Raw genomic sequence first — 24,230 nt, 5'->3', positions numbered from 1 at the left:
GCATACTGAGCTTATATATCTATCTAGAGAGGTAGAGAGATAGGATAGTAGGATAGAGAGAGAGAAGTGGTATCCGCATTCGGCTGTTGGGTGAGCTGTCCTTTGGACGCAAATTTCTGTAAGGAATCTTATTTATGGCAATGTTGAATTCGACCAAAGCGGTATTGCGCCTGGCGGGCGTGCTGCTTCTGGCAACCCTGGTGGCCTCTGGCGTCCGTGCGGCGGAAACAGTTGACCCCAAGCAGGAAACGCCTCATGAGCTGATTGAAAAAGTCACTGACGTGATGTTTGATGTGGTGGGCCAGTACAACAACGGTGATCTGAATACCGAAGAGTATTACTCTGAGGTCCAGGCATTGCTCGAACCGGTCGTGGATTTCCCGTTTATCGCGAAAGCCGTGATGGGTTCTCATCGTTCCGAGGCTTCTGAAGAGCAAGTGGAGCGTTTTGCTGAGGTCTTTAAAAGCGGACTGGTGACGACTTATGCGAAAGGCATCGCCAGCTACGCCGATAGCGATATCCGTATTCAGCCACCGGGTGAGGGCGTGAAAGATGAGCGCCGCGTCAGCGTTCATCAGGAAGTGAAACACGATGGCTCCACATATCGGTTGTCCTACACCATGGCAAAAAACCGCTCTGGAGAATGGAAATTGATCAATCTGGTGTTGGATGGCGTTAACCTTGGGCGTTCGTTCCGCAGTCAGTTCAGTCAGGCGGTGAAAACCCAGGGCGGCAATATCGACAAGGTGATCGATACCTGGCTCGACGAAATGTAAAAGCCCACTCCTGGTGAGGTTGGCAATGCCGTCGCCGCAAGGTGGCGGCATTGTTGTTTGAGGAGCCGTTGCGGGATGCGGTGGTCGACGCAATCAGGTAAGATTCCCCCTGATTTTTCACTCTAACCGGATGGATTATGCAACCCGATCAAATTAAACAGTTGGTGGAAGCTCACGTGCCCGACAGCCACGTTCAAGTGGGCATTGATGGGAGTCACATCAATTTGCTGGTGGTGAGCCCGGCTTTTGTCGGTATGAGCCCCGTCAAAAAGCAACAAATGGTCTACGCCGCGCTCTCGGAAAGCATCGCCCAAGGAACCATCCACGCGGTGCACATGAAGACTCTTACGCCGGAAGAGTGGCAACAACAGCAGGCGTGACCCGTTGTCCCCATTTCCCGCTGACGCGCAGCGGCTGACACAGTTGGCTTTCTAATGGATAAATTGCAAATTCAGAGCGGCCCGCCGCTCAATGGTGAGATTCGGATTTCCGGCTCGAAGAACTCCGCGCTGCCGATTTTGGCGGCCACCTTGCTCGCGGATGGTCCGGTGCATGTGTGCAACATGCCGCACCTGAACGATATTACCACCATGCTGGCGCTGCTGCGCTGTATGGGGGTGGGCGTTACCATCGATGAGCGCATGTCTGTTGAGGTGGATCCCACCAGTATCAATGACTTCACCGCACCGTATCAGTTGGTGAAAACCATGCGGGCCTCCATTCTAGTGCTTGGGCCGTTGTTGGCGCGCTTTGGTGAAGCGAACGTCTCCTTTCCCGGCGGGTGCGCCATTGGCAGTCGACCGGTGGACATTCATCTGCGTGGCCTCGAGGCCATGGGCGCCGAGATTGAAGTGGACGAAGGTTATATTCGCGCACGGGTCGATGGTCGCCTGAAAGGGGCGCACATTCTGATGGATACCGTGACGGTCGGCGGTACTGAGAACCTGTTAATGGCCGCGGTTCTGGCCGACGGCACCACGGTGCTGGAGAATGCGGCCCGTGAGCCGGAAGTAGTGGATCTCGCGCAGTGCCTGGTGGCCATGGGCGCCGATATTAAAGGAATAGGCTCGCCGACGTTGACTGTTCGGGGTGTGGATCGCCTCAACCCCTGTACCTACAGCGTAATGCCTGACCGCATTGAAACAGGAACCTATTTAGTGGCTGCGGCCACCACCCGCGGCCGGGTCCGCCTGAAGGACACCCGGGCGGACATTCTCGAAGCGGTGCTGCTCAAGCTCGAAGAAGCCGGCGCGAACCTCAGTATGGGGGACGACTGGATCGAGCTGGATATGAAGGGCAATCGCCCCCGGGGTGTGAGTCTGCGTACGGCCCCTTATCCGGCGTTTCCCACGGACATGCAGGCGCAGTTTACGGCCATGAACGCTGTGGCTGAAGGCAGCAGCTCTGTGACAGAAACCATTTTCGAGAACCGCCTTATTCAAGTGCATGAGTTGAACCGAATGGGGGCCAGAATTACGCTCGAAGGGAATACGGCACTGATTCAAGGTGTTGATCAGCTTAAAGGCGCGCCAGTGATGGCTACTGACTTGCGTGCCTCTGCCAGCCTTGTAATAGCGGGCCTGGTGGCGGAAGGAACGACGCTGGTGGACCGTATTTACCACATTGACCGTGGTTACGAATGTATTGAAGAGAAACTGCAAATGCTGGGCGCCAACATCCGCCGGGTGCCGAATTGAGGGCGATGAGCGCCAAACCGTCAGAAGAGACCATGACCCAGACATTGACCATTGCCCTGACGAAGGGCCGGATTTTGAAAGAAACTCTGCCTCTGCTGGCAGAGGCCGGTATCGAGCCCGTTGAGGATATCGATAAAAGTCGCAAGCTGGTATTTGAGACCAGCCGTGAGCACGTACGGCTGTTGGTGCTGCGCGGCGCTGATGTACCCACCTATGTGCAGTTCGGTGCGGCCGATATGGGAATTTCCGGCAAAGACACGCTGATGGAGAACGGGGCGGATGGCCTGTATGAACCGCTGGACCTGGGAATTGCCCGTTGCCGTTTGATGACGGCGGCTATTAAAGGGGCTGAGCCCCGGCAGCGGCGCTTGCGGGTGGCCACCAAGTACGTCAATATCGCCAAGCAATATTATGCCGCTCGCGGTCAACAAGCCGACATTATCAAGCTGTACGGGGCGATGGAGCTGGCGCCGATCATGCACTTGGCCGATGAAATTGTTGATATTGTCGATACCGGTAACACCCTGCGTGCCAATGGACTGGAGCCGCGTGAGCACATTGCCGATATCAGCTCGAGACTGATTGTGAACAAGGCGTCCATGAAAATGAAGCATGTCCTGATTCAATCCGTGATTGATGCGATTGAACAGGCCGTGGACGCCAAGGGTAACGCGTCGTAACCACCTGCCGGTATTGAGAGATTCAACTGAGGGATTCAAGGGCCTCCCGACATTGCCGTCGGGAGCGTTCGGACCCTGCCCAATCGAGTATATTGCTATGTCAGAGAAACCCCCGATGATAGCTCGCCTGGATGCCGGCGCCGAGGATTTCGAGGCGCGGCTTGACGCGCTGTTGGCGTGGGACAGTGTGTCCGATGCTGATGTGGTGGCCACGGTGAATGACATTCTTCATCAGGTGAAAACCGAGGGTGATGCGGCGGTGGTGGCTTATACCAACCGTTTTGACCGACGTCAGGGCACAAGCCTCAATGATTTTGTGGTGCCACCCGCAGAGCTGCAACACGCTCTGGAAGGCTTACCCGCCGCACAGCGCACCGCGCTGGAAACGGCGGCAAGCCGGATACGCGAGTACCACGAACATCAACGGCAGTCGTCCTGGGATTACACCGAAGCGAACGGCAACCGCCTGGGGCAAAAAGTGACGGCCATGGCGCGCGTCGGTCTGTATGTGCCCGGAGGAAAGGCGTCTTACCCTTCCTCAGTATTAATGAATGCCATCCCCGCAAAAGTGGCGGGGGTGCGCGAATTGGTAATGGTGGTTCCCGCCCCCGATGGTGAATTGAGTGCGATGGTGCTGGCGGCCGCCGCTGTGGCCGGGGTGGATAAAGTCGTGACGATTGGTGGGGCCCAGGCGGTCGCGGCGTTGGCCTATGGTACGCAAACCCTGCCCAAGGTCGATAAGATTGTGGGGCCGGGCAACATTTTTGTGGCGACCGCCAAACGGGCGGTGTTCGGACTGGTGGACATCGACATGATCGCTGGCCCCTCGGAAATCCTGGTGATTTGCGACGGCCAGACCGAGCCGGACTGGATTGCCATGGATTTGTTCAGCCAGGCCGAACATGATGAGCAGGCTCAAGCCATTCTGGTCAGCCCCGATGCGGCATTTCTGGATAAAGTGGAAGCGTCCATGGCGCGTTTGCTGCCCAGTTTGAAAAGAGAGTCCATTGCCCGGACCTCGCTGGCTAATCGAGGCGCCTTGATTCACGTTGAGAATCTGGATCAGGCGCTGGCCGTCAGCAACCGCATTGCGCCGGAGCACCTCGAGTTGTCCGTTGCTGACCCTGAATTGCTGCTGGAGAAGGTAGAGCACGCCGGGGCAATATTTATGGGGCGTTACACGCCGGAGGCACTGGGTGATTATTGCGCAGGACCGAATCACGTGCTGCCCACTTCTGGAACGGCCCGATTTTCCTCGCCGCTGGGGGTTTACGATTTCCAAAAGCGCAGCTCCATCATTCACTGCTCTTCAGAGGGAGCCTCTGAGCTGGCTCGCACCGCGTCGGTCCTGGCTCGAGGTGAAGCGCTGGAGGCACACGCCCGTTCAGCGGAGTACCGTATTCGCGACTGAGCCGCCGTAGCGCTGAAATGAACCCTGAACAGTCCAGGCCTGATTGCTGGGACTGTTCATGTTGGTGGTTCACGGGCGAGAAGGTGAGTTTCGCTCCCCAATCACCGTTTCCAAATTTAACCGCTCCCCTTGCCGCTGAACGCTCAAGGTCACTGCAGTGCCGGGTGAGGTGGCGGCAATTTGGTTCATGCCGCGGCGCCCATTCCCTACTGATTCGCCATCGATATGGGTCAGTATGTCTCCCTGTCGCAAACCTGCACGCTCAGCCGGGCTGCTCGGGTCCACGGCCATGACCAGAACGCCGCTGGTGGAGTTCAGGGCGATGTCGCTGGCCTGGTCGGTACTCAGGGGGCGAACTTCGATGCCGAGCCAGCCACGGACTACTCGTCCGTGATCAATGATTTGCCGCAAGGTGCGCATGGCCGAGTCGGCGGGGATCGCGAAACTGATACCCACGTTGGTATTGCCCTCGCCATAAATGGCGGTGTTAATCCCCAGCAACTGACCATGAATGTCTACCAGCGCCCCGCCAGAATTACCGATGTTGACGGCGGCGTCAGTCTGCAGGAAGTTTTCGTATTCACTCAAGTTCAGGTTATAACGCCCTGTGGCGCTAAGAATGCCCTGCGTAACGGTTTGCCCGACGCCGAAAGGGTTGCCAATAGCCAATACGATATCGCCGATTCGTGCCTGGGTGGGTTCGGGCACTTTGATCACACTCAGGTTGTCGAGCTCAATCTTCAGAACTGCCAGATCACTTTCCGGGTCGGTGCCGACTAAGCGAGCACGGGTTTCCCGGCCATCGTAGAGAAGCACGACAATTTCTTCGGCGTCTTTAATGACATGCTCATTCGTCAGCAGGTAACCCCTCTCGTCCACAATAACGCCCGACCCCAGCGCCGTGCGCTCTTGTTGCTGATTCGGTGAGTTCTGGAAAAACCGCCGTAGGAAGGGGTGGGACTCCAGGGGATGAGGGCGTTGTTCCTGAATCTTGCGAGTGTAGATGCTGACGACGGCGGGCGCCGCACGGTCTACGGCGTCGGCATAGGAAATCACCTGAGTCTGTGTCGTGGCGGTCGGTCCCTCGTTACCGGGCCTTAATGGTGCGGGGCGAAGCGACGGGAAGGCCAGTATGGCAATCAGGGCAATCAATAACCCAGAGGCCACAGGCCAGCCGAGTGACGGTAGCAGGCTTCGTGTGCTCATCGGTGACTCCGCGTTCGATCAGCCGCCGGTGCCAGGCATGGCACCGGGCGGTCACTCTCAGCCGCGGCTGGAGGTGTCGGTGGATGGGCGACGGGTAAACTCTTCCGGGTGCTCATCATCGGTATACGTGGTCGGGTCCCCGTAATGGTACGGAGCCGTATCATCTCGCTCGTCGTCCAGTCCGTACTCTTCGCTTAGCTGACCAGTGGTGCCGTTTTTGGGCGCCCAGTCTTTGGGTGCCTCTACTTGCGCATCTTCGAAATAGGTTTTCTCCGTCCCCAGCAGGTGAGTGTTGGCCGAGTCCAGAATCTGGCGGCTCAGTGCCGGAGTCGTCAGTTTTAGCGCGCTGTTCGCCAGGTGCTCATACACATCGCGGTAACTTTGCGTCAAGTTGTTAACCAAGTCAGACGTCTTGGCGAAATGCTCAGCCACATCCTGCTGGTAACGCTTCAGCTCACTTTCCGCCTTCTGGACGCGCTCCTCCAGCGTTTTATTCTGGGAGCGTGACTCAGTCAGCCGATAGAGAACGGCGCCCAGGACGCCACCGCCCAACAGACAGATAAGTGCGGTAATAATCAGAGTGCCGGATGAAAACACAAAACTCTCCTCTCGGTGTGAAGCGGTAATGGCGGTATCAAGCGGTAACGGCCGACTGGACCACCCTGCCATTTGGCGGTTGCTCGCGTTATTATACGGCCTTTTGGTCGGCAAGGGCGCAAATCACCTGCTCTGGCCGTGCTGCATTGTATATTCTTTGTCAACGCCCCGTCCGCTGCTCTTCTCGCCCCTTGTCAAATCAAGGCGTTGCACACGAACGGGGCTGATCACTGAGGTGCTTGTGTCAGTATTTTCTCAAACAGAGACGGCAATTACCATTGATGGACCCGCTGGCATACTCGAAGCCAGCGTGCGTGCTGGTGATGAAGCGGGGCCCCTGGCGCATCAGGAACTGGCGGCCATTGTTTGCCATCCCCATCCGCAGCACGGCGGTACCATGAAGAATAAAGTGGTGACGACGCTGGCGAGGGTGTACCGGGATTTGGGTATCGATGTGGTCCGCTTCAACTTTCGGGGTGTGGGCGGCAGTGAAGGAAGCTACGATAAAAGCATTGGCGAAACGGAGGACCTGCTGGCCGTACACCATTGGCTGCTGGAGCAGCGTCCGGGGTTTCAGCGATTGCTCGCAGGTTTCTCCTTTGGCTCCGCCGTGGCGGCGCGAGCGGCGTACGCATTGGATGTTCCACCGAGACACCTGCTTTTGGTGGCACCGCCAGTGGAGCGCTATGACTATGACCGCGATGGTCGTTTTCCATGCCCAGTCGGCGTGGTACAAGGTGGTGCGGATGATGTCGTGGTGCCGGAAGGGGTGGTGAACTGGACGAGAGGCCATCTGCAATCCCCTTGTGAACTGCTTTATTACCCTGAAGCCGGACACTTTTTCCACGGACAGTTGACGTCGATGAAGTTGGATGTGACCGAGTTGGTGCAGCGGCAATTGGAGCAGTCCTGATGCTAAAGGAAGCGCTCGGTCCTCGCGCCCGCTATGAAAATGATCTTCAGCGCCCCGATTTCACCCGGGACCCCGCACAGGCCGTTGTAGTCGATGCTCTCCAGTCCTTGTATGAAGCGTTGCTGGCGGAAAAAAGCCCCGGGGTGCTTCATCAGTGGTGGCGTCGTCTGCGAGGGCGGGCACAACCGCCGGTGACGGGGCTGTATATCTGGGGCGGGGTGGGCCGTGGGAAAACCTACCTAATGGACAACTTCTATGACAGCCTGCCTTTTGACAATAAGCTGAGAGCGCATTTCCATCGGTTTATGCGACGGGTCCATGCCGAACTGAAAACCCTGGCGGGGGAAAAAAATCCGCTGGAGCAGGTGGCTGATCGCATTGCGGGTGAGGCTCGCGTTATCTGTTTCGATGAGTTTTTTGTCTCGGATATTACAGATGCCATGATCCTCGGCACCCTGATGCAGGCGTTGTTTCGCCGCGGGGTTACTTTGGTGGCCACCTCGAATATACCGCCGGACAGCCTTTATAAAGATGGCTTGCAGCGTGCACGTTTTCTGCCAGCGATTGCTGAGATCAAGCGTCATACAAGGGTTCTTGAACTGGACAGCGCACAGGATTATCGCCTGAGGGCGCTGGAGCAGGCCGAGCTTTACTATTCACCACTGGGTGAAGCGGCTGAAGTCAGCTTGCGGGCCAGTTTTGACAGTCTGGTGCCGGCGGGCAGCGAGGTGCGCGAACACCAGCGACTGGAGGTGGAAGGGCGTAACATTACCGCTCGGCGCGTGGCGGACGACGTCGCCTGGTTTGATTTTGCCGCGCTCTGTGACGGGCCTCGCTCCCAGAATGACTATATTGAACTGGCTTTGGAATTTCACGCCGTGGTCATCAGCGATGTGCCGGCCCTGGGGCGCACTAATGACGATCAGGCCCGTCGGTTTATCAGTCTGGTAGACGAATTCTATGACCGGAGAGTCAAGCTGGTCATGTCTGCGGCCAGGCCCTTGGTGGAACTCTATGGGGAAGGGCGGCTGGCGTTCGAGTTCGAGCGCACCGTGAGTCGACTGCTGGAGATGCAGAGTCGGGAGTATCTGGCGCAACCGCACCGGTTGTGAGACGTGCTCTCACATTGGTGAAAATTTCACCAGCACACCCTTGAAAACTAGTCGGGACATCTATAGAATTCGCGCTCTTTTGTGGGAAGCACCTCCTGAGGCAGGAAATAACATGAAGACTTACAGTGCTAAACCTGAAACCGTCTCACGCGACTGGTTCGTCGTCGACGCCGAAGGCAAGACTCTGGGCCGTATGGCCACAGAAATTGCCCGTCGTCTGCGCGGCAAGCACAAGCCCGAGTACACGCCCCATGTGGACACGGGTGACTACATTGTCGTGATCAACGCCGAGAAAGTTCGCGTGACCGGTAAGAAGGCCAGCGATAAGATGTACTACCATCACACCGGTTTTATTGGCGGTATCAAGTCCATCAGCTTCGAAAAGCTGATCGACAAAGCCCCCGAGCGCACCATCGAGCGCGCGGTGAAGGGTATGATGCCTCGCGGTCCGTTGGGTCGCGCCATGTTCAAGAAACTCAAGGTCTACGCAGGCAACGAGCATCCGCACACTGCGCAGCAACCTCAAGAACTGACTATTTAACCGGGAAGCTGATTATGGCAGTCACTCAATACTACGGTACCGGTCGCCGCAAGACCTCCACCGCTCGGGTGTTTATCGCCCAGGGTAGCGGCAAAATCACGGTCAATGACCGTCCTCTGGACGAGTATTTCGGCCGTGAAGTGGCGCGTATGATCGTGCGCCAGCCCCTTGAAAAGGTGGAAATGACCGAAAACTTCGACGTGAACGTCACCGTAAAAGGCGGTGGCAGCTTTGGTCAGGCGGGCGCTATTCGCCACGGTTTGACCCGGGCACTGATGCAGTACGACGAAGCCCTGCGTGGTTCTCTGCGCGAAGCAGGCTACGTTACCCGCGACTCTCGCGCCGTCGAGCGTAAGAAAGTGGGTCTGCGCAAAGCCCGTAAGCGTCCGCAATTCTCCAAACGTTAATCGTGGAGAGAAGGCCGCCTTTTGGGGTGGCCGCGGCAGCTCCGAGCAAAAACGCCCAGACCGTTTGGCGGTCTGGGCGTTTTTCGTATGGAGCCTGGAATCTCGTATGAAAGGCCTTTAGCGTCGCTTATTCTTGTAAGCGGCGGGTAATTTCTTTAATATTGGCCACTTTTTAAGTCTTGAGAATATTATTCTAAACCGTTGAAATTCAGCGATTTACTGGCCGTCGGAAGCTGATTAGGGGAGAAGATCGTCATGACCGATGACGTTGTCAATAAAACGCGTCGCCGCGTGCTGACCGCTGCCACCTCGGTGGTGGGCGCCGTTGGCGTTGTGGGTGCCGCCGTGCCTTTTGTGGGGTCCTGGAATCCCAGTGCCAAGGCGAAAGCCGCTGGCGCTCCGGTTCGGGCCAATATCGGCAAAATGGAACCCGGGCAAATGATCACCGTAGAGTGGCGAGGTAAGCCGGTGTATATTATCCGCCGCACTTCCGAAGCGCTTGAAGGACTTGAGGTCGTCGCCGAGCGTGATTTGCTACGTGATCCAAACTCGGAAGAGCCTCAGCAGCCTCCTTACGCCCAGAATGAGACCCGCTCTATTCGTCAAGAGTTCCTGGTTCTGCTCGGTTTGTGCACACACTTGGGGTGCGCGCCAATGTTCCGCCCGGAAGTCGGTGCCGCTGAACTCGGTGGCAATGACTGGCAGGGCGGGTTCTTTTGCCCTTGTCACGGCTCCAAATTCGACCTGGCCGGTCGTGTTTATCGAGGGGTTCCTGCGCCGCTGAACCTGGAAGTCCCACCGCACCGCTACGAAGGCGATAATCTGCTCATCGTGGGCGAGGATCAGGAGGCATAATAATGAACTGGTTAACTGGATTGTGGCAGTGGGTCGACCGTCGTCTCCCGGTACAGCGGGCCTGGGATACCCACATGGGCAAATATTACGCGCCCAAGAATTTCAATTTTTGGTACTTTTTCGGGGTTCTCTCCCTGTTGGTGCTGGTCAATCAGCTGGTGACCGGTATCTGGCTGACCATGAACTATACGCCGACGGCGGAAGGGGCTTTCGCGTCGGTTGAGTACATCATGCGCGATGTGGAATATGGGTGGATTCTGCGCTACATGCACTCCACGGGCGCTTCCGCTTTCTTCGTGGTGGTGTACCTCCATATGTTCCGTGGCTTGATGTATGGCTCCTATCGCGCGCCACGCGAGCTGGTGTGGATCTTCGGTATGACCATCTACCTGGTACTGATGGCTGAAGCCTTTATGGGCTATGTATTGCCCTGGGGCCAAATGTCGTACTGGGGAGCCCAGGTGATCGTCTCCTTGTTCGGGGCCATTCCCGTTATCGGTGAAGACCTGGTGCAATGGATCCGGGGTGACTACCTGATTTCCGGCATTACCCTTAATCGCTTTTTTGCCTTGCATGTCGTGGCTCTGCCCATTGTGCTGCTGGCTCTGGTAGTGCTGCACATCCTGGCGTTGCACGAAGTGGGTTCCAATAACCCAGACGGTGTGGAAATCAAGAAAAACAAAGACGAAAACGGTGTGCCTCTCGATGGTGTGGCCTTCCACCCCTACTACACCGTGCATGATTTGGTGGGTGTCACAGTCTTCCTGTTTGTGTTCTGTTTTGTGCTGTTTTTCATGCCGGAAATGGGGGGCTTCTTCCTGGAGTACGCCAACTTCGAGGAAGCGAACAACCTGAAGACCCCGGAGCATATTGCCCCCGTTTGGTATTTCACGCCCTTCTATGCCATCTTGCGGGCCGTGACGCTTGATATTGGCCCGCTCAGCGCCAAGTTCCTGGGGCTCGTGGCGATGGGGGCGGCCATTGCCATCCTTTTCGTGTTGCCCTGGCTGGACCGTTCAGATGCACGCTCGATGCGTTATAAGGGAAATATCTCCCGAGTGATGTTGATGGTGTTCGCTGCGATGTTCGTGGTGCTGGGCTATCTGGGTGTGAAGTCTCCCACCACCGGACGCACGGTTCTGTCTCAAATCGGCACGGTGTTCTATTTCGCGTACTTTATTACCATGCCGGTCTGGACCAGTAATCGGCCGGTAGAGCAGCGCAGTCAGGTCGCTCGATACATTGCGTTTGGTCTGTGCTGGCTGTTTGCCTTGATGTTCCTGGCGCTCGCACTGAACGGTATTACCGGGGACAATGATGTGCCGCTTTTCTTGCGCGGTTTTGGCCTGGTACTGGCGGCCGTGTTCGTCGCGTTGCCCTGGCTGGCGGATCGTGACAAAGAGCAGCCCGTGCCCGAGCGCGTACAAATGACTGGCCTGCCACTGCGGATGGTATTGGGCGGACTGGCGTTGTTTGCGATTCTGGTGGTCGTGCCCATCAAAGCGGTGGGCGCCACTGGCGGCGGTTGTGGCAGCGTGGCTTGTGACACCATGGAGCCTGATTTGACCAACAAGGAATCCCTGCAGCGCGGGGCCAAGTATTTTGTCAACTACTGCATGGGGTGCCACTCCGCAAAGTTTTCCCGGTATGAGCGTGTGGCCGATGACCTCGGTATCCCTCACGACATCGCGAGAGAGCAGTTGGTTTTCGGTGACCAGGAGATCGGCGCACTGATGGAATCATCGGTATCGGCAGAGCAGGGCAAGCAGTGGTTTGGTGTGCAACCGCCGGATCTGACGTTGGTTGCCCGCTCGCGCAACCCGGAGTGGCTGTATACTTACCTGCGTAACTTTTACAAAGATGAAAGCCGTCCGATGGGTGTCAATAACCGGGTGTTCCACAATGTCGGTATGCCCCATGTTATGCTGGACCTCCAAGGTCTCCCCGAGTGCTCTGCGGGCCCCGCTCGCGACTCCCATGGCAAGGTGATTCGCGATAGTGCGGGGAATCCGGTCGTGGATGAAGAGTGTGGCTCTCTGGTGGAGGGAGCGCTTGAGGGCAGCATGAGTCCGGAAGAGTTTGATGAAGCGATCTATGATCTGGTGAACTTCCTGGAGTATGTGGCAGAGCCCGCGGCTGAAGATCGCAAGCGCATTGGTATTTTTGTGCTGCTGTTCCTCTCTGTACTGTTTATTTTCGTCTACCTGCTCAATCGTGAGTATTGGAAAGGCATTCATTGACCGGAACCACCGGAGCGTTGCCGCGCTCCGGTATTCCGACTGGGTAATCCGAGGTAATTTCAATGGGTGTGGTGACCAAACGCTCATCCATGACGCTGTTCTCCGATGGCGCTGACCATTACAGTCATCGCGTCAGGCTTGTGTTGTCAGAAAAAGGGGTGTCGGCGGATATTATTGATGTCGATCCCAACGATAAGCCCGGGGAACTGGCTGACCTCAATCCCTATAACAATCTGCCCACGCTGGTGGATCGGGATTTAGCGCTGTATGAGTCCAAGGTGATCATGGAATACCTGGATGAGCGTTTTCCACATCCGCCACTGCTGCCGGTCTACCCGGTCGCCCGTGCCCAGAGTCGGCTGTGGATGTATCGGTTGGAGCGTGATTGGGCGCCTTTGGTGGATACCATTCTGACCAGCAAGAGCAAGGAGACGGTGGCTAAAGCGCGTAAGGCGTTGCGAGAGAGTTTGCTGGCGATTGCTCCCATCTTCGCTGAAATGCCTTTTTTCATGAGCGAAGAATTTACCATTGTTGACTGTTGCCTGGCGCCGCTTCTGTGGCGACTACCTCTGCTCGGTATTGACCTCGGCAAGGGGAAGCAGGCCCAGCCCTTACTGGCTTATAGTCAGCGTCTGTTTGCCCGGGACGCGTTTATCAGAAGCCTCACTGAGGCTGAACGCGATATGAATACCCCCTGAACTGTTTGTACCCGGTGGCGCCCGCATGTGCGCCGGGCTGATTTTGCCTAAACGTTGGGAGTTACGTGTATGGCCATGACGTCAAGCCGTCCCTATATGATTCGCGCGCTGTATGAGTGGATCGTGGATAACGGCTGTACCCCGTATATTTTGGTGGATGCACGGGGGCCGGGTGTCGAGGTGCCGCAGCAGCATGTCAATAAAGACGGTCAAATTGTGCTCAATATTAACCCCACGGCCGTTAAAGACCTCTTTATCGGGTTGGATAATATCCAGTTTAATGCCCGTTTCGGGGGTATTCCCACGGATCTGCACATCCCTTGTGCCTCAGTTCTGGGCATCTATGCCCGTGAGAACGGACAGGGTATGGTGTTTGAGCCAGAACCGGATCCGGAGCCGCCTAAATCAGACACCTCCGGTAATAAGACCGCCGGAAAAAAAGACGCACCGAAAAGGCCTAACCTGAAAGTGGTGAAGTAACGTTTTTTTATAACTCAAGTTGATTAACAGCTTTGGGTTATTGCGAATGCTTCTTTGCGAGCCAGGTTCAACTCCCCGATACTGTACGTACCCTCTAATAACAAGCAGTAGCAGGAGTACGCTAGTATGGCTATGTTGCAACATACACTGGGTATTTTCACCAATCCGGATCGCGAATGGCAGCGCATCCGCAGCGATAATGAAACTTTTCTTCGCGTTTATCTGCGCCATGTCCCCCTATTGGCGCTTATTCCTTGTATTGCCGGTTATTTCGGCGTTACCGAAGTGGGCTGGAGCGTTGGTGCTGGCGGTGTCGTTAAGCTGACGGCTCAGAGCGCACTGATGATGGCGGCAGCCGCCTACGTAGCCCAGTTGGTGGCTGTGTATGTGTTGGGAGAGTACATCAACTGGATGTCTCGCAGTTTTGGTGTTCAGGATGAGGCCAGTCGGCGTCACTACGAGGGCACAGCTCTGGCCGTGTATTCAGCGATTCCCATGATGCTGGCAGGGCTTGTATTGCTATACCCACATATGTGGCTGGTGGTCTCGGTGTATATTGTGGCGGCCTGCTACTCGGTGTATTTGATTTATGAGGGGATTCCTATCCTGATGAATATCCCGAAAGAAAGGGGGTTCATCTACGCCAGTTCGGTGATTACGGTGGGCCTGGTATTGACCGTCGTTGTGATGGTAACCACGGTGATTGTCTGGAGCAGTGGTATTGGACCGGTATATACCAGCTGATATACAGACCGCTACGACCTTACGCAAAAGGCAGCCCACGGGCTGCCTTTTGTCATTTTTGTGACAGAAACTTTACCGTTTTATGGCAGCATTGTCACAGGACTGTCATAAACTGGCAGTACAGTGCGCTTCAGGTGGGGATGGCTGGTTGCACATCCTGCTTTATTGAACCTTTAGGAGAGCTCTGATGAACGCCAAACAATGGTTTAAGGGACTGGCGCTGGCGGGTTCCATGCTATGCGTCGCTGCCCAGGCCCAGGTTGACCCCGAACTGCCAGAGTACGAAGCGGTTTCCGGTGTATCCGGAAATGTAAACAGTATCGGCTCAGATACATTGAATAACCTGATGACGCTCTGGGCGGAGGAATTCGCCAAGTTTTATCCGAACGTCAACATTCAGATTCAAGGGGCTGGCTCTTCCACGGCGCCACCTGCCTTGACTCAAGGAACCGCTAATTTCGGGCCAATGAGTCGCGAAATGAAAGCGTCCGAGGTTCGTGCTTTCGAACAAGCCCACGGGTATAAGCCCACTGCTGTGCCAGTTGCGGTGGATCTTCTGGCGGTGTACGTGAATAAGGACAACCCCATTGAAGGGCTGACATTACCACAGGTGGACGCGATGTTTTCCGTAACGCGTCGCTGCGGTTTTCCGGAAGAGATTACCCGCTGGGGTCAACTGGGATTGAGCGGTGACTGGGCCAATCGCGACATCGCGTTGTACAGCCGCAATGCGGTGTCCGGCACATATGGTTACTTCAAGGATAATGCGCTTTGTGGCGGTGATTACAAGGCCAGCATCAATGAGCAGCCGGGTTCGGCCTCGGTAGTACAGGGTGTGAGTGAGTCTCGTAACGGTATTGGTTATTCCGGCATCGGCTATAAAACCTCCAGCGTGCGTGCTGTGCCGCTGGCGCGGGAGGAAGGCCAGCCTTTTGCTGAGCCGACGGGCGAGAACGCTTCTAATGGCTCTTACCCATTGGCTCGTTTCCTCTACGTATACGTTAACAAGCATCCGAACCGTGACCTGAACCCGATGCAGGCGGAATTCTTGAAAATGGTGATTTCACGCCAGGGTCAGGAAGTGGTGGTGCGTGATGGTTATATCCCGCTGCCAGCGTCTGTATCGCAGCGAGTCATGGAAGAGCTCGGCCTGTAAGTCTGCTTATCATCCCCTTCGGCTTTCACGGTGAGCCGGGGGATGGTTTGCCTGTCATAAGATTGTCACAAAAGTGTCATGTGGCGCTGCTAGCATCCTCGCCCTGTCTGTTGGATGCCATTTAAAAGCGTATTTACCGAGAATTTCCGGCTCAGGATTGATGCACTATGTCAGAGCAAGAGTCCACCTCGATACCCCGGGGTAGTTTAATGCCCGGCGCGGAGCAGCGCGCCCGCTTGCGGAAGATACGCAAGTTCAAAGACGGCCTGTCGCGCTATGGCGTGGGCACTGCCGGAATGATGGTGGTGGGGGCTCTCGCGCTGATCTTCATTTACCTGTTTTCCGAGGTGGCGCCATTGCTGCGTAGCAGCACGGTGGAGCATACCAACGACTACCCGTTTATGCTCACCAGCCCGGCTGATCCGGCGGGTCACCTGGTGTTGGAGCGATACGAGGAAATGGGGGCGTCGTTCAGTGAATCCGGTCAGGTGCATTTTTTCAATGTTGACTCCGGGTTATCGATCGACACCATTACCGTCCCCTCGCCCGCCAGCGCCGAGGCCACGGCCCTGGGAGCCAGTGTTCCCAATCAGCAACTGGTGGCTTACGGTTTTTCCGATGGCTCGGTATCGGTGGTGCGTGAGCAGTATTCACTCAGTTATCCCAATGATCGTCGTCTGGTGACCCCTGGCCTGGATTACCCTCTCGGTGAGAGCACCCTTACTCTGGATGAGCAGGGACGTGCCATTCGGCACCTGGCCATTCAAGAGACCGATGCCGGCATTATTCTGGCGGGAGCCACAGACGACGGTATCCTTGTGGTGGGGCGTTATCGAATGAATCAGGGGCTGTTTGGGAACGGCGGCTCCGTGAATGCCCAGCGCTTCACGGCGCCAGCGCTACCCGATGGCGCTCAGGTTGAGCACCTGCTGGTGGATGCCACGGGGCGCTTTTTGGTCGTGGCGGATAATCGGGCGCAGCTGCATTTTTATCATGTCGAGCGGCCAGAGGACGCTCGCCTTCTGGAAACCAGGCCCACAGAGCGAGGTCAAGTGACGGCTCTGGAGTTCCTGGTCGGCACGCTCTCTGTCATTGTCGGCACGGACCAGGGGTCCGTCAGCCAGTGGTACATCGTGCGAGATGATCACAATCAGTTTCATTTGCAAGCCGTGCGTGATTTTGGCTCGATGTCTGGGGCGATTACGGATATCGCGCCAGAGTACACTCGCAAAGGTTTTGCGGCCGGGGATGAAAACGGCAACGTTGGCCTGTTTTACGGAACTTCCTCCCAGACGCTCGTGATTGAGCCGGTGGCCGAGGCCGGTATCAGTGAACTGGCGCTATCGCCCATCAATGGCCGTTTATTGGCATTGGATAACCGGCAGCGTCTGAATATCGCATCGGTATGGAACCAGCACCCGGAAATCTCCTTTCATTCCATGTGGCAAAAAGTCTGGTACGAGGGGCGACAAGGGCCGGAGTATGTCTGGCAGGCCTCCTCAAGTGCCGATGACGCCGAACCGAAGATGAGTCTGGTCCCGCTGTCGGTAGGGACGCTGAAGGCCGCGTTCTTTGCCATGATGTTTGCGATTCCACTCGGGGTCATGGGAGCCATTTATACCGCGTATTTTATGACGCCGAAGCTGCGTGGCGTGGTCAAGCCTACCATTGAGATCATGGAAGCGCTGCCGACGGTGATCCTGGGCTTTCTGGCCGGTTTGTGGCTGGCGCCCTTCCTGGAAAACCACTTGCCGGCGATATTCAGCATTCTGGTGTTTTTGCCGCTTTCGATGCTGGCGGTGGGCTTTCTGTGGAGCCGCTTACCGTCGCCAGTGCGCAACAATGTCCCCGAGGGCTGGGAAGCGGCGATTCTGGTTGTGCCGATTCTGTTGACCGGCTGGGCTTGTGTCGCGATGAGTCCGCATGTGGAAGTCTGGTTCTTTGATGGCAGTATGCGGCAGTGGCTGACGAATCACGATATTACGTACGACCAGCGTAATGCCCTGGTTGTGGGCTTGGCCATGGGCTTTGCCGTCATTCCCACGATCTTCTCAATCGCAGAGGACGCCGTTTTCAACGTACCGCGTCACCTCACCCAAGGATCATTGGCGCTCGGTGCGACACGCTGGCAAACAGTGATAGGCGTGGTGCTGCCTACCGCCAGCCCGGGTATCTTCTCTGCGGTGATGATGGGCTTTGGCCGCGCCGTGGGCGAGACGATGATTGTACTGATGGCTACCGGTAACAGTCCGGTTATTAACTTCAATATCTTCGAAGGTATGCGCACGCTGTCCGCTAACATCGCTGTGGAATTGCCGGAAACGGCCATTGGGAGCACGCATTTCCGCGTCCTGTTCCTCGCGGCCCTCGTGTTATTGGCGTTGACCTTCCTGGTCAATACTCTGGCCGAAGTGATTCGTCAGCGTTTACGCAAACGTTACAGCAATCTGTAAGTATTGGGAGCCTGATTGATGAAAACCTGGTTTAAAAGCGGTGCTCCCTGGGTCTGGCTGAATGGTGGAGCCGTTGCACTGTGTATGATTATGGTGGTTGGCCTGCTGGGGCTGATCGCCGTACGCGGATTCGGACATTTCTGGCCCGCTGATGTGGTGCAGACTTCTGTGGTGGATCGCAATGGTGAGCGCCTGGACGTCTTGGGTGAACCGGTGCGCCGGGAGGTCATCCCCGCCGAAGTGGCTCGTACCAATGGTTACCAAGTGGGTGAAGAAGACGAGCTCGTGACTCGCTACTTGTTCAAACAGGGCAATCGCGACCTGGGCAGCGATTTCAGCTGGTATCTGGACGTTGGAATGGGAGAGTGGACCTATCCCGAAAATGCCGTGGTGGTGGAGCGGCGAGAGTGGGGTAACTTCTACGGCTTCCCGGTAGAGCTGCGTGAGCAAGGCGCGGTTGTGGCCACGCCGGATCAGGAAAATTTCTGGAGCGAACTGGAGAGCAGGGTTGAGCGTAGCGTGGATCTGCACCAACAGATTCGCCACAAAGAGAAAGTGGAAATCGGCCGCATCAACCACCAACTGGAGCGTTTGCGTCTCGATGAGCGGCGGCTTGAATTGCAGGCTGTCAGTGGTGAGGCGTTATCTCAGGCGCTGGCAGAGATCGCTGAACAGCGCGAAGCGCTCAATGCCGAGTATAGAGAGATCAAGGCGGAACGGGATGCGATTTACCAACAGGTGGCCCGTGATAGTCTGGTGGTAACGACGGTTCGTGGACAGGAGCGCACGATTACACTGGACAATATGGTCCGGGTGACGCGCTCCAATCATTTGAGCCGCCTCGAAAAGGTGGGGCAATACTTTGAGCGCTTCTGGGAGTTCATGACGGATGAGCCCCGCGAGGCCAATACCGAAGGGGGCATTTTCCCGGCGATTTTCGGCACGGTAACGATGGTGATCGTCATGTCTATCATGGTGACGCCACTGGGTGTTCTGGCCGCGATCTACCTGCGTGAGTATGCTCGTCAGGGCACTGTGTTGCGGCTGATCCGAATCTCCGTCTACAACCTCGCCGGTGTCCCCTCGATTGTGTACGGTGTGTTCGGCCTCGGGTTCTTTGTTTACTTCCTGGGCGGGAACATTGATGAGTTGTTCTTTCCAGAGTCGTTGCCGGCCCCGACTTTCGGGACGCCGGGGCTGTTTTGGGCGTCGCTCACCCTGGCTCTGCTGACTCTGCCCGTTGTGATCGTGTCCACAGAAGAAGGGCTGGCCCGTATCCCGAGTACCATTCGTCAGGGCAGCCTGGCGTTGGGAGCAACGAAATCGGAAACGTTATGGAAAGTGGTGGTACCGCTGGCAACGCCGGGGATGATGACTGGGCTTATCCTGGCCATTGCGCGGGCGGCGGGCGAAGTCGCGCCGCTGATGTTGGTGGGTGTCGTGAAACTGGCACCGAGTCTGCCGGTGGATGGAAACTATCCCTACTTGCATTTGGATCAAAAGATTATGCACCTGGGCTTTCATATCTACGATGTCGGCTTTCAGAGCCCGAATGTGGAGGCGGCGCGACCCCTGGTCTACGCCACGGCCTTGGTATTGGTGTTGTTGATCATCGTGCTGAACCTCTCCGCCATCAAAATTCGCAATACGCTGCGTGAAAAATATCGCAGTGCCTCAGACTGATCGTGGAGGTGAATTGTGTTGGATGAAACCGTATTGGATGAAACCATGTCAAAAGATGCTAAAACAGAAACTGAAACACCAGAGTCCACCGCAGAAATCACCACTGAAACCCCTGAGGCTCAGCGGGCCGGGGAAAAGCTGGTGCCGACTCCGCGCCCCAGAACACAGGGCACAACCCCCGAGCAGCATCAAGAATCCATAAAGATTGAGATTAATAACCTCAATCTTTACTACGGGGGTGACCAGGCGCTCAAAGGGATTAACCTGCAAATTCCGGAAAAAAAGGTAACGGCTTTTATCGGGCCTTCCGGTTGTGGCAAGTCCACGCTGTTGCGGTGTTTCAACCGCATGAACGACCTGGTGGATAACTGCCGGATTGAAGGCGAGCTGTTAATGGATGGGAATAACATCTACGACAAAAAAGTGGATGTCGCTGAACTGCGTCGGCAAATTGGCATGGTATTCCAGAAGCCGAATCCGTTTCCCAAGTCTATTTATGAAAACGTTGCTTACGGCCTTCGTTTACAAGGCGTAAAGTCCCGTCGTGTGCTCGATGAGGTAGTCGAGAAGTCTCTGCGTGGTGCGGCGTTGTGGGAAGAGGTTAAAGACCGGTTGCATGACAACGCTTTTGGTCTTTCCGGCGGTCAACAACAGCGGCTGGTGATTGCGCGGGCCATTGCGATTGAGCCGGAAGTCATTCTTCTAGATGAGCCGGCGTCAGCGCTGGATCCAATTTCCACGTTGAAAATTGAGGAGTTGATTTACGAGCTCAAGGACCAGTACACCATTGTAATCGTGACCCATAATATGCAGCAGGCCGCCCGAGTATCCGACTATACGGCGTTCATGTATATGGGGAATCTGGTAGAGTTCGGCGATACGGATTCGTTATTCACCAATCCGTCCAATAAACAGACGGAAGACTACATTACCGGTCGTTATGGTTAAGCGGAGGGGATAATTATGGTTATGGATATTAAGTCGCACACGCATCATATTTCCCAGCAATACAATCTGGAGCTGGATGAGATCAAAACCAAGCTCTCTGAAATGGGTGGACTGGCTCAGCGACAAGTCAGCGATGCCATTCAAGCACTGATCGACGCAGACCCGGAAACGGCGGAACGTGTCGTTCGCGACGACGATGACGTGAACGACATGGAGCTGGAAATTGACGAGGACTGCATCCGCATCCTGGCGCGCCGACAACCGGCGGCCAGTGACCTGCGTTTGGTTATCGCTGTGACCAAGGCCATTACGGACCTGGAGCGTGTGGGAGATGAAGCCAGTAAAATTGCCCGTCAGGCATTGGCCCTGAGTGGTGCGGGATCGGGGGCGCCTCGGGGTTATGTGGAAGTTCGTCACATTGGCGGTCACGTATCAAAAATGCTGAGCGATGCGCTGGATGCCTTTGCGCGGCTTGATCTGGACCTCGCGTTGCGCGTCGTGCAAACCGATAACACGGTGGATATGGAATACAATTCCGCGATGCGTGAAATGATTACCTTTATGATTGAAGACCCGCGCTCCATCACGCGGGCGCTGAATATCATGTGGAGTTTGCGTGCGCTGGAGCGTATTGGTGATCATGCCCGCAATCTGGCTCAGTACGTGGTGTACCTTGTCAAAGGCGAAGATGTACGCCACGAAAGCTATGATGAAATCCAGGAGCAGATCCAGGATGAAAAAGATCGCGATGATTAGTCCGTCAGACAAAAAAGGCGGTGACCAGCCATAGGCCCAGCGTAACAGTCACCAGCCCGAACAAGGTGGTTTGTACAATCATGGTGGCGGCCAAGGAGGCATTGCCGCCCATAGCGCGAACCATGACAAAGCTTGCGGTGGCTGTGGGCGAAGCGGCCAGTAGAAAGACCACGGCAACCGCTTCGCCTTGCAGTCCCAAGGCTAACGCCAGCGAAACGGCCACCAGCGGCGAAATGAGCAGTTTCCATACGCTGGCGGCCAGCGCTCCGTCACGCACCTGCCCTAGTGCTTTTATACTCAATGAACCCCCCACACACAGCAGGGCCAGCGGTAACGTCATGTCGCCCAAATAGTGCGCTGAGTCCTGCACCGTAGAAGGCAGTGGCGGCGCAAGCTCTCCGTAAGCCAGGCCCGCGACGATACCAATAATCAAGGGGTTGCGTGCAATGCCCACAAAGATATCGCGCATGCCTTGCTGGTGCTCCAAATCCCGGCTTAATGCCACCACGGAAAGCACGTTATACAGCACAATCGTGACCGCCAGTGGCAGGGTGGCCATGGCAACGCCATGCTCTCCATAAGCATTGCTGCAATAGGCGAGACCGATGATGACCAGGTTTCCACGAAAAGAGGCTTGGGTGAGCACCCCACGATCCCGTCGGTCACGCACAAACCAGTCGGCGGTAGCCAGGCTCAGCAGAAAAATAATCATCGCTCCGACAATAACGGCCGTTAAAATTCGGCCATCCGTAGCGCTGCCAAAGTCGGCGGTGGCATTGCTGACAAACAATAAGACCGGTAAACCGATGGTGAATACCAGGCGGGAAGCCGAGTTAATGAAGCCCTCATCAATCAGCCCTACTCGCCGCGCCAACGCCCCCAGTGCCACCATGAAAAAGATCGGCGTGGTGACCGACAGGGAAAACAAAAAGGTCGATAGCAGGTCGTTGCTGGCCACGGGGTGTGCATACCTCGACAGGTGCAGGGTTATCTATAGCTTCGTCATGCATTGACGGGCTGTCAAGAAAATGAAAAACCCGGTCTTGGAGCGGACCGGGTTTTTCGTCGTAACGATGGTGGCACAATGTTACTTGCGGGTTAATGTTACCTGCGGGTAATCGCCCAGGTACTTTTATGAAAGCACTTCATTTAGGGACGTCGAATGGAAAGTAATCCCGCGCGTTATTGAAGCTGATGTCCTGAATCATGCGGCCGACCATGGCAGTATCGTCAGGGACTAGACCGCTGGCCATGTCCTGGCCGAGTGTGCGGCATAGCAGGCGGCGGAAATACTCGTGACGGGAATAGCTCAAGAAGCTGCGGCTATCGGTCAACATGCCCACGAAGCGGCTGAGTAAACCGAGCTGGCTCAGTGCTTCGATCTGGCGTTTCATGCCATCGAGCTGATCGAGAAACCACCAGCCACTGCCAAATTGCATCTTGCCGGCGGTGGAGCCGTCCTGGAAATTACCGATCATGGTAGCGATCATTTCATTGTCGCGTGGGTTCAGGTTATACAGAATGGTCTTGGCCAGCCGGTCGTCGTTGTCCAGGCGTCCCAGAAACGTTGCCAGGGGTTTGGCGTAGTTATGATCGCCAATGGAGTCGAAGCCAGTGTCCGGGCCCAGGGAACGGAACAGGCGCGGGTTGTTGTTGCGGATGGCTCCGATGTGATACTGCTGAACCCAGCCCTTCTCATGATCCTGGCGTGCGAACTCTACCAGCATCGCGGAGTAGAATTTTTCAAGCTCGTTTTCGTCGAGGTCATTGCCGCCACGCACTTTGCTGAATATAGCTTTGATTTCGGCTTCGGTGTAATCCTCGGCGTGCAGCGTTTCAAGCCCGTGATCCGATAAACGGCAGCCCTGCTCATGGAAGAAGTCGTGGCGCTTTTGCAGTGCGCTCATCAAATCATCGTAGGTGTTGATCTGTACATCGGCCACTTCGCCCAAACGATCCAGATACGTGTTGTAGGCCTGGGTATCCTCGGCCGCCATCGCCTTATCTGGACGCCAGGTCGGTAAAACATTCGTGTTGAAGCTGGTGTCGGCCGCAATGGCCTTGTGATGGCGCAAGTCGTGGGTCGGGTCGTCGGTGGTGCAGATGACCTTGACGTTGGCCTGAGTGATCAGACCCTTGGCACTGAACTCCGGTGTGGCCAGCAATTCGTTGCAGTGCTCCCATACGGCTCTGGCGTTGTCACCATTGAGCAGGGTGTCGGTGATACCGAAAGGCTTCTTCAGCTCCAGGTGCGTCCAGTGATACAGCGGATTACGCAGCGTGTAAGGCACGGTTTCTGCCCACGCCTGGAATTTTTCCCAGTCGCTGGCGTCGCCGGTGCAATACTTTTCACTCACGCCGTTGGAGCGCATGGCTCGCCACTTATAGTGATCGCCCGCCAGCCAGACTTCGGAGAGGTTCTTGAACTGTTGGTCGTTGCCGATCTGATCGGGGGGCAGGTGACAGTGGTAGTCAATGATCGGCATGTCTTTGGCGTAGTTATGGTACAACGCCTTGGCCTGCTCGGTGTCGAGCAGAAAATCGTCGTGGATTAACGTCATTCTCACCATTCCTCTAAACACACAACAGCCACCATCGGGTGCCCAGTAGGCCCCAAGCTCAATGTCGGTTGTGTTACTCATTTAGGCAGCTGTCGGGGACTGGCCCTGATGCCGCCATGGTTGATTGTTATACGTCGGTGCCAGTAGGCCAAAATGGCCTGACCCGTCGCCTTTTGTCCGGGTGCCCAAGGGTTTCCGGTACCGCTTATCTCGCGGTGTGATTAGTTTACCTTCTGGGAGCGCAAATATAAACATCTGAATAGCGCGGGGATAACATAATGTTAGTGATCACTCTCATTAATGTGTAGTAATTTTG

Annotated in this window: 23 protein-coding genes; 19 read left to right on the top strand and 4 right to left on the bottom strand. The window is 56.0% G+C overall.

Annotated features, from left to right (window positions below; translation table 11 throughout):
• The first annotated feature begins 134 nt into the window (after positions 1-134).
• From ACQCLF_RS01515 to hisD, 5 genes are all read left to right on the top strand, one after another.
• Positions 135-776, top strand: a complete 642-nt coding sequence (locus tag ACQCLF_RS01515; protein WP_426984482.1) for an MlaC/ttg2D family ABC transporter substrate-binding protein — start codon at positions 135-137, stop codon at positions 774-776.
• Positions 777-913: 137 nt separating this feature from the next.
• Complete coding sequence (locus ACQCLF_RS01510) at positions 914-1,156, top strand: BolA family protein (protein WP_426984481.1); 243 nt, start codon at positions 914-916, stop codon at positions 1,154-1,156.
• Between the two features lie 54 nt (positions 1,157-1,210).
• Positions 1,211-2,473 (top strand): UDP-N-acetylglucosamine 1-carboxyvinyltransferase, encoded by a 1,263-nt coding sequence (murA, locus tag ACQCLF_RS01505; RefSeq protein ID WP_426984480.1) that lies wholly within the window; start codon positions 1,211-1,213, stop codon positions 2,471-2,473.
• A gap of 32 nt (positions 2,474-2,505) precedes the next feature.
• Positions 2,506-3,153, top strand: coding sequence for an ATP phosphoribosyltransferase (gene hisG / locus ACQCLF_RS01500; RefSeq protein WP_426984479.1), 648 nt, complete (start codon positions 2,506-2,508; stop codon positions 3,151-3,153).
• A gap of 97 nt (positions 3,154-3,250) precedes the next feature.
• Positions 3,251-4,564, top strand: a complete 1,314-nt coding sequence (gene hisD / locus ACQCLF_RS01495; RefSeq protein WP_426984478.1) for a histidinol dehydrogenase — start codon at positions 3,251-3,253, stop codon at positions 4,562-4,564.
• 69 nt (positions 4,565-4,633) lie between these two features.
• On the opposite strand, the gene ACQCLF_RS01490 is transcribed toward hisD, so the two are convergent.
• Positions 4,634-5,770 carry a trypsin-like peptidase domain-containing protein gene (locus ACQCLF_RS01490; RefSeq protein WP_426984476.1) on the bottom strand — a complete coding sequence of 379 codons (1,137 nt, stop codon included), beginning with the start codon at positions 5,768-5,770 and terminating at the stop codon, positions 4,634-4,636.
• Positions 5,771-5,827: 57 nt separating this feature from the next.
• Positions 5,828-6,367, bottom strand: a complete 540-nt coding sequence (locus tag ACQCLF_RS01485) for a YhcB family protein (RefSeq protein ID WP_426984474.1) — start codon at positions 6,365-6,367, stop codon at positions 5,828-5,830.
• A gap of 241 nt (positions 6,368-6,608) precedes the next feature.
• Between ACQCLF_RS01485 and ACQCLF_RS01480 the strand changes: the two genes are divergently transcribed.
• The 14 genes from ACQCLF_RS01480 to phoU all read left to right on the top strand — a co-directional run bounded on the left by ACQCLF_RS01480 (position 6,609) and on the right by phoU (position 21,353).
• Positions 6,609-7,280 carry an alpha/beta hydrolase gene (locus ACQCLF_RS01480; RefSeq protein WP_426984472.1) on the top strand — a complete coding sequence of 224 codons (672 nt, stop codon included), beginning with the start codon at positions 6,609-6,611 and terminating at the stop codon, positions 7,278-7,280.
• Positions 7,280-8,392 (top strand): cell division protein ZapE, encoded by a 1,113-nt coding sequence (gene zapE, locus ACQCLF_RS01475; protein WP_426984470.1) that lies wholly within the window; start codon positions 7,280-7,282, stop codon positions 8,390-8,392. Before ACQCLF_RS01480 ends, zapE begins: the two co-directional genes overlap by 1 nt.
• 112 nt (positions 8,393-8,504) lie before the next feature.
• Positions 8,505-8,933 (top strand): 50S ribosomal protein L13, encoded by a 429-nt coding sequence (gene rplM / locus ACQCLF_RS01470; RefSeq protein ID WP_426984469.1) that lies wholly within the window; start codon positions 8,505-8,507, stop codon positions 8,931-8,933.
• A gap of 14 nt (positions 8,934-8,947) precedes the next feature.
• Entirely contained in the window at positions 8,948-9,340 is a 393-nt protein-coding gene (gene rpsI, locus ACQCLF_RS01465; RefSeq protein ID WP_426984468.1) for a 30S ribosomal protein S9, read from the top strand.
• Between the two features lie 255 nt (positions 9,341-9,595).
• Positions 9,596-10,195, top strand: coding sequence for a ubiquinol-cytochrome c reductase iron-sulfur subunit (petA, locus tag ACQCLF_RS01460; protein WP_426984467.1), 600 nt, complete (start codon positions 9,596-9,598; stop codon positions 10,193-10,195).
• Between the two features lie 2 nt (positions 10,196-10,197).
• Positions 10,198-12,435: a ubiquinol-cytochrome c reductase gene (locus tag ACQCLF_RS01455; RefSeq protein WP_426984465.1), complete on the top strand. Its 2,238-nt coding sequence runs from the start codon at positions 10,198-10,200 to the stop codon at positions 12,433-12,435.
• A 62-nt stretch (positions 12,436-12,497) separates the two neighbouring features.
• On the top strand, positions 12,498-13,133 hold the full coding sequence (locus tag ACQCLF_RS01450; RefSeq protein ID WP_426984463.1) for a glutathione S-transferase N-terminal domain-containing protein: 636 nt from the start codon (positions 12,498-12,500) through the stop codon (positions 13,131-13,133).
• Between the two features lie 69 nt (positions 13,134-13,202).
• The gene (locus ACQCLF_RS01445; protein WP_426984462.1) at positions 13,203-13,613 is read left to right on the top strand and encodes a ClpXP protease specificity-enhancing factor; all 411 of its coding nucleotides are present in this window, start codon (positions 13,203-13,205) and stop codon (positions 13,611-13,613) included.
• A gap of 126 nt (positions 13,614-13,739) precedes the next feature.
• Positions 13,740-14,357, top strand: a complete 618-nt coding sequence (locus ACQCLF_RS01440) for a Yip1 family protein (RefSeq protein ID WP_426984460.1) — start codon at positions 13,740-13,742, stop codon at positions 14,355-14,357.
• A gap of 187 nt (positions 14,358-14,544) precedes the next feature.
• On the top strand, positions 14,545-15,513 hold the full coding sequence (locus ACQCLF_RS01435; RefSeq protein WP_426984459.1) for a PstS family phosphate ABC transporter substrate-binding protein: 969 nt from the start codon (positions 14,545-14,547) through the stop codon (positions 15,511-15,513).
• Positions 15,514-15,680: 167 nt separating this feature from the next.
• On the top strand, positions 15,681-17,966 hold the full coding sequence (locus tag ACQCLF_RS01430) for an ABC transporter permease subunit (RefSeq protein ID WP_426984458.1): 2,286 nt from the start codon (positions 15,681-15,683) through the stop codon (positions 17,964-17,966).
• Positions 17,967-17,984: 18 nt separating this feature from the next.
• Positions 17,985-19,649 carry a phosphate ABC transporter permease PstA gene (gene pstA, locus ACQCLF_RS01425; protein WP_426984456.1) on the top strand — a complete coding sequence of 555 codons (1,665 nt, stop codon included), beginning with the start codon at positions 17,985-17,987 and terminating at the stop codon, positions 19,647-19,649.
• 45 nt (positions 19,650-19,694) lie between these two features.
• Entirely contained in the window at positions 19,695-20,597 is a 903-nt protein-coding gene (pstB, locus tag ACQCLF_RS01420; RefSeq protein WP_426985218.1) for a phosphate ABC transporter ATP-binding protein PstB, read from the top strand.
• A 21-nt stretch (positions 20,598-20,618) separates the two neighbouring features.
• On the top strand, positions 20,619-21,353 hold the full coding sequence (gene phoU / locus ACQCLF_RS01415; protein WP_426984455.1) for a phosphate signaling complex protein PhoU: 735 nt from the start codon (positions 20,619-20,621) through the stop codon (positions 21,351-21,353).
• A gap of 4 nt (positions 21,354-21,357) precedes the next feature.
• Here phoU and ACQCLF_RS01410 read toward each other — a convergent pair whose 3' ends face one another.
• Together ACQCLF_RS01410 and uxaC are read right to left on the bottom strand one after the other, a co-directional pair.
• Entirely contained in the window at positions 21,358-22,311 is a 954-nt protein-coding gene (locus ACQCLF_RS01410; RefSeq protein ID WP_426984453.1) for an AEC family transporter, read from the bottom strand.
• 187 nt (positions 22,312-22,498) lie between these two features.
• On the bottom strand, positions 22,499-23,914 hold the full coding sequence (gene uxaC / locus ACQCLF_RS01405) for a glucuronate isomerase (RefSeq protein ID WP_426984451.1): 1,416 nt from the start codon (positions 23,912-23,914) through the stop codon (positions 22,499-22,501).
• Positions 23,915-24,230: the final 316 nt, after the last annotated feature.

The organism is Marinimicrobium sp. ARAG 43.8, assembly GCF_050113635.1.
In the GTDB taxonomy this organism is placed as follows: Bacteria; Pseudomonadota; Gammaproteobacteria; order Pseudomonadales; family Cellvibrionaceae; genus Marinimicrobium.
Note: the sequence above shows the minus strand (reverse complement) of the source record. Positions and strands in the feature narration are given on the sequence as shown.

Excerpts from the sequence above, each read along its gene's own strand:
- ACQCLF_RS01515 (WP_426984482.1), top strand. The coding sequence starts at position 135 with ATGGCAATGTTGAATTCGACCAAAGCGGTATTGCGCCTGGCGGGCGTG.
- ACQCLF_RS01510 (WP_426984481.1), top strand. The coding sequence starts at position 914 with ATGCAACCCGATCAAATTAAACAGTTGGTGGAAGCTCACGTGCCCGAC.
- murA (WP_426984480.1), top strand. The coding sequence starts at position 1,211 with ATGGATAAATTGCAAATTCAGAGCGGCCCGCCGCTCAATGGTGAGATT.
- hisG (WP_426984479.1), top strand. The coding sequence starts at position 2,506 with ATGACCCAGACATTGACCATTGCCCTGACGAAGGGCCGGATTTTGAAA.
- hisD (WP_426984478.1), top strand. The coding sequence starts at position 3,251 with ATGTCAGAGAAACCCCCGATGATAGCTCGCCTGGATGCCGGCGCCGAG.
- ACQCLF_RS01490 (WP_426984476.1), bottom strand. The coding sequence starts at position 5,770 with ATGAGCACACGAAGCCTGCTACCGTCACTCGGCTGGCCTGTGGCCTCT.
- zapE (WP_426984470.1), top strand. The coding sequence starts at position 7,280 with ATGCTAAAGGAAGCGCTCGGTCCTCGCGCCCGCTATGAAAATGATCTT.
- rplM (WP_426984469.1), top strand. The coding sequence starts at position 8,505 with ATGAAGACTTACAGTGCTAAACCTGAAACCGTCTCACGCGACTGGTTC.
- rpsI (WP_426984468.1), top strand. The coding sequence starts at position 8,948 with ATGGCAGTCACTCAATACTACGGTACCGGTCGCCGCAAGACCTCCACC.
- petA (WP_426984467.1), top strand. The coding sequence starts at position 9,596 with ATGACCGATGACGTTGTCAATAAAACGCGTCGCCGCGTGCTGACCGCT.
- ACQCLF_RS01455 (WP_426984465.1), top strand. The coding sequence starts at position 10,198 with ATGAACTGGTTAACTGGATTGTGGCAGTGGGTCGACCGTCGTCTCCCG.
- ACQCLF_RS01450 (WP_426984463.1), top strand. The coding sequence starts at position 12,498 with ATGGGTGTGGTGACCAAACGCTCATCCATGACGCTGTTCTCCGATGGC.
- ACQCLF_RS01445 (WP_426984462.1), top strand. The coding sequence starts at position 13,203 with ATGGCCATGACGTCAAGCCGTCCCTATATGATTCGCGCGCTGTATGAG.
- ACQCLF_RS01440 (WP_426984460.1), top strand. The coding sequence starts at position 13,740 with ATGGCTATGTTGCAACATACACTGGGTATTTTCACCAATCCGGATCGC.
- ACQCLF_RS01435 (WP_426984459.1), top strand. The coding sequence starts at position 14,545 with ATGAACGCCAAACAATGGTTTAAGGGACTGGCGCTGGCGGGTTCCATG.
- ACQCLF_RS01430 (WP_426984458.1), top strand. The coding sequence starts at position 15,681 with ATGTCAGAGCAAGAGTCCACCTCGATACCCCGGGGTAGTTTAATGCCC.
- pstA (WP_426984456.1), top strand. The coding sequence starts at position 17,985 with ATGAAAACCTGGTTTAAAAGCGGTGCTCCCTGGGTCTGGCTGAATGGT.
- pstB (WP_426985218.1), top strand. The coding sequence starts at position 19,695 with ATGTCAAAAGATGCTAAAACAGAAACTGAAACACCAGAGTCCACCGCA.
- phoU (WP_426984455.1), top strand. The coding sequence starts at position 20,619 with ATGGATATTAAGTCGCACACGCATCATATTTCCCAGCAATACAATCTG.
- uxaC (WP_426984451.1), bottom strand. The coding sequence starts at position 23,914 with ATGACGTTAATCCACGACGATTTTCTGCTCGACACCGAGCAGGCCAAG.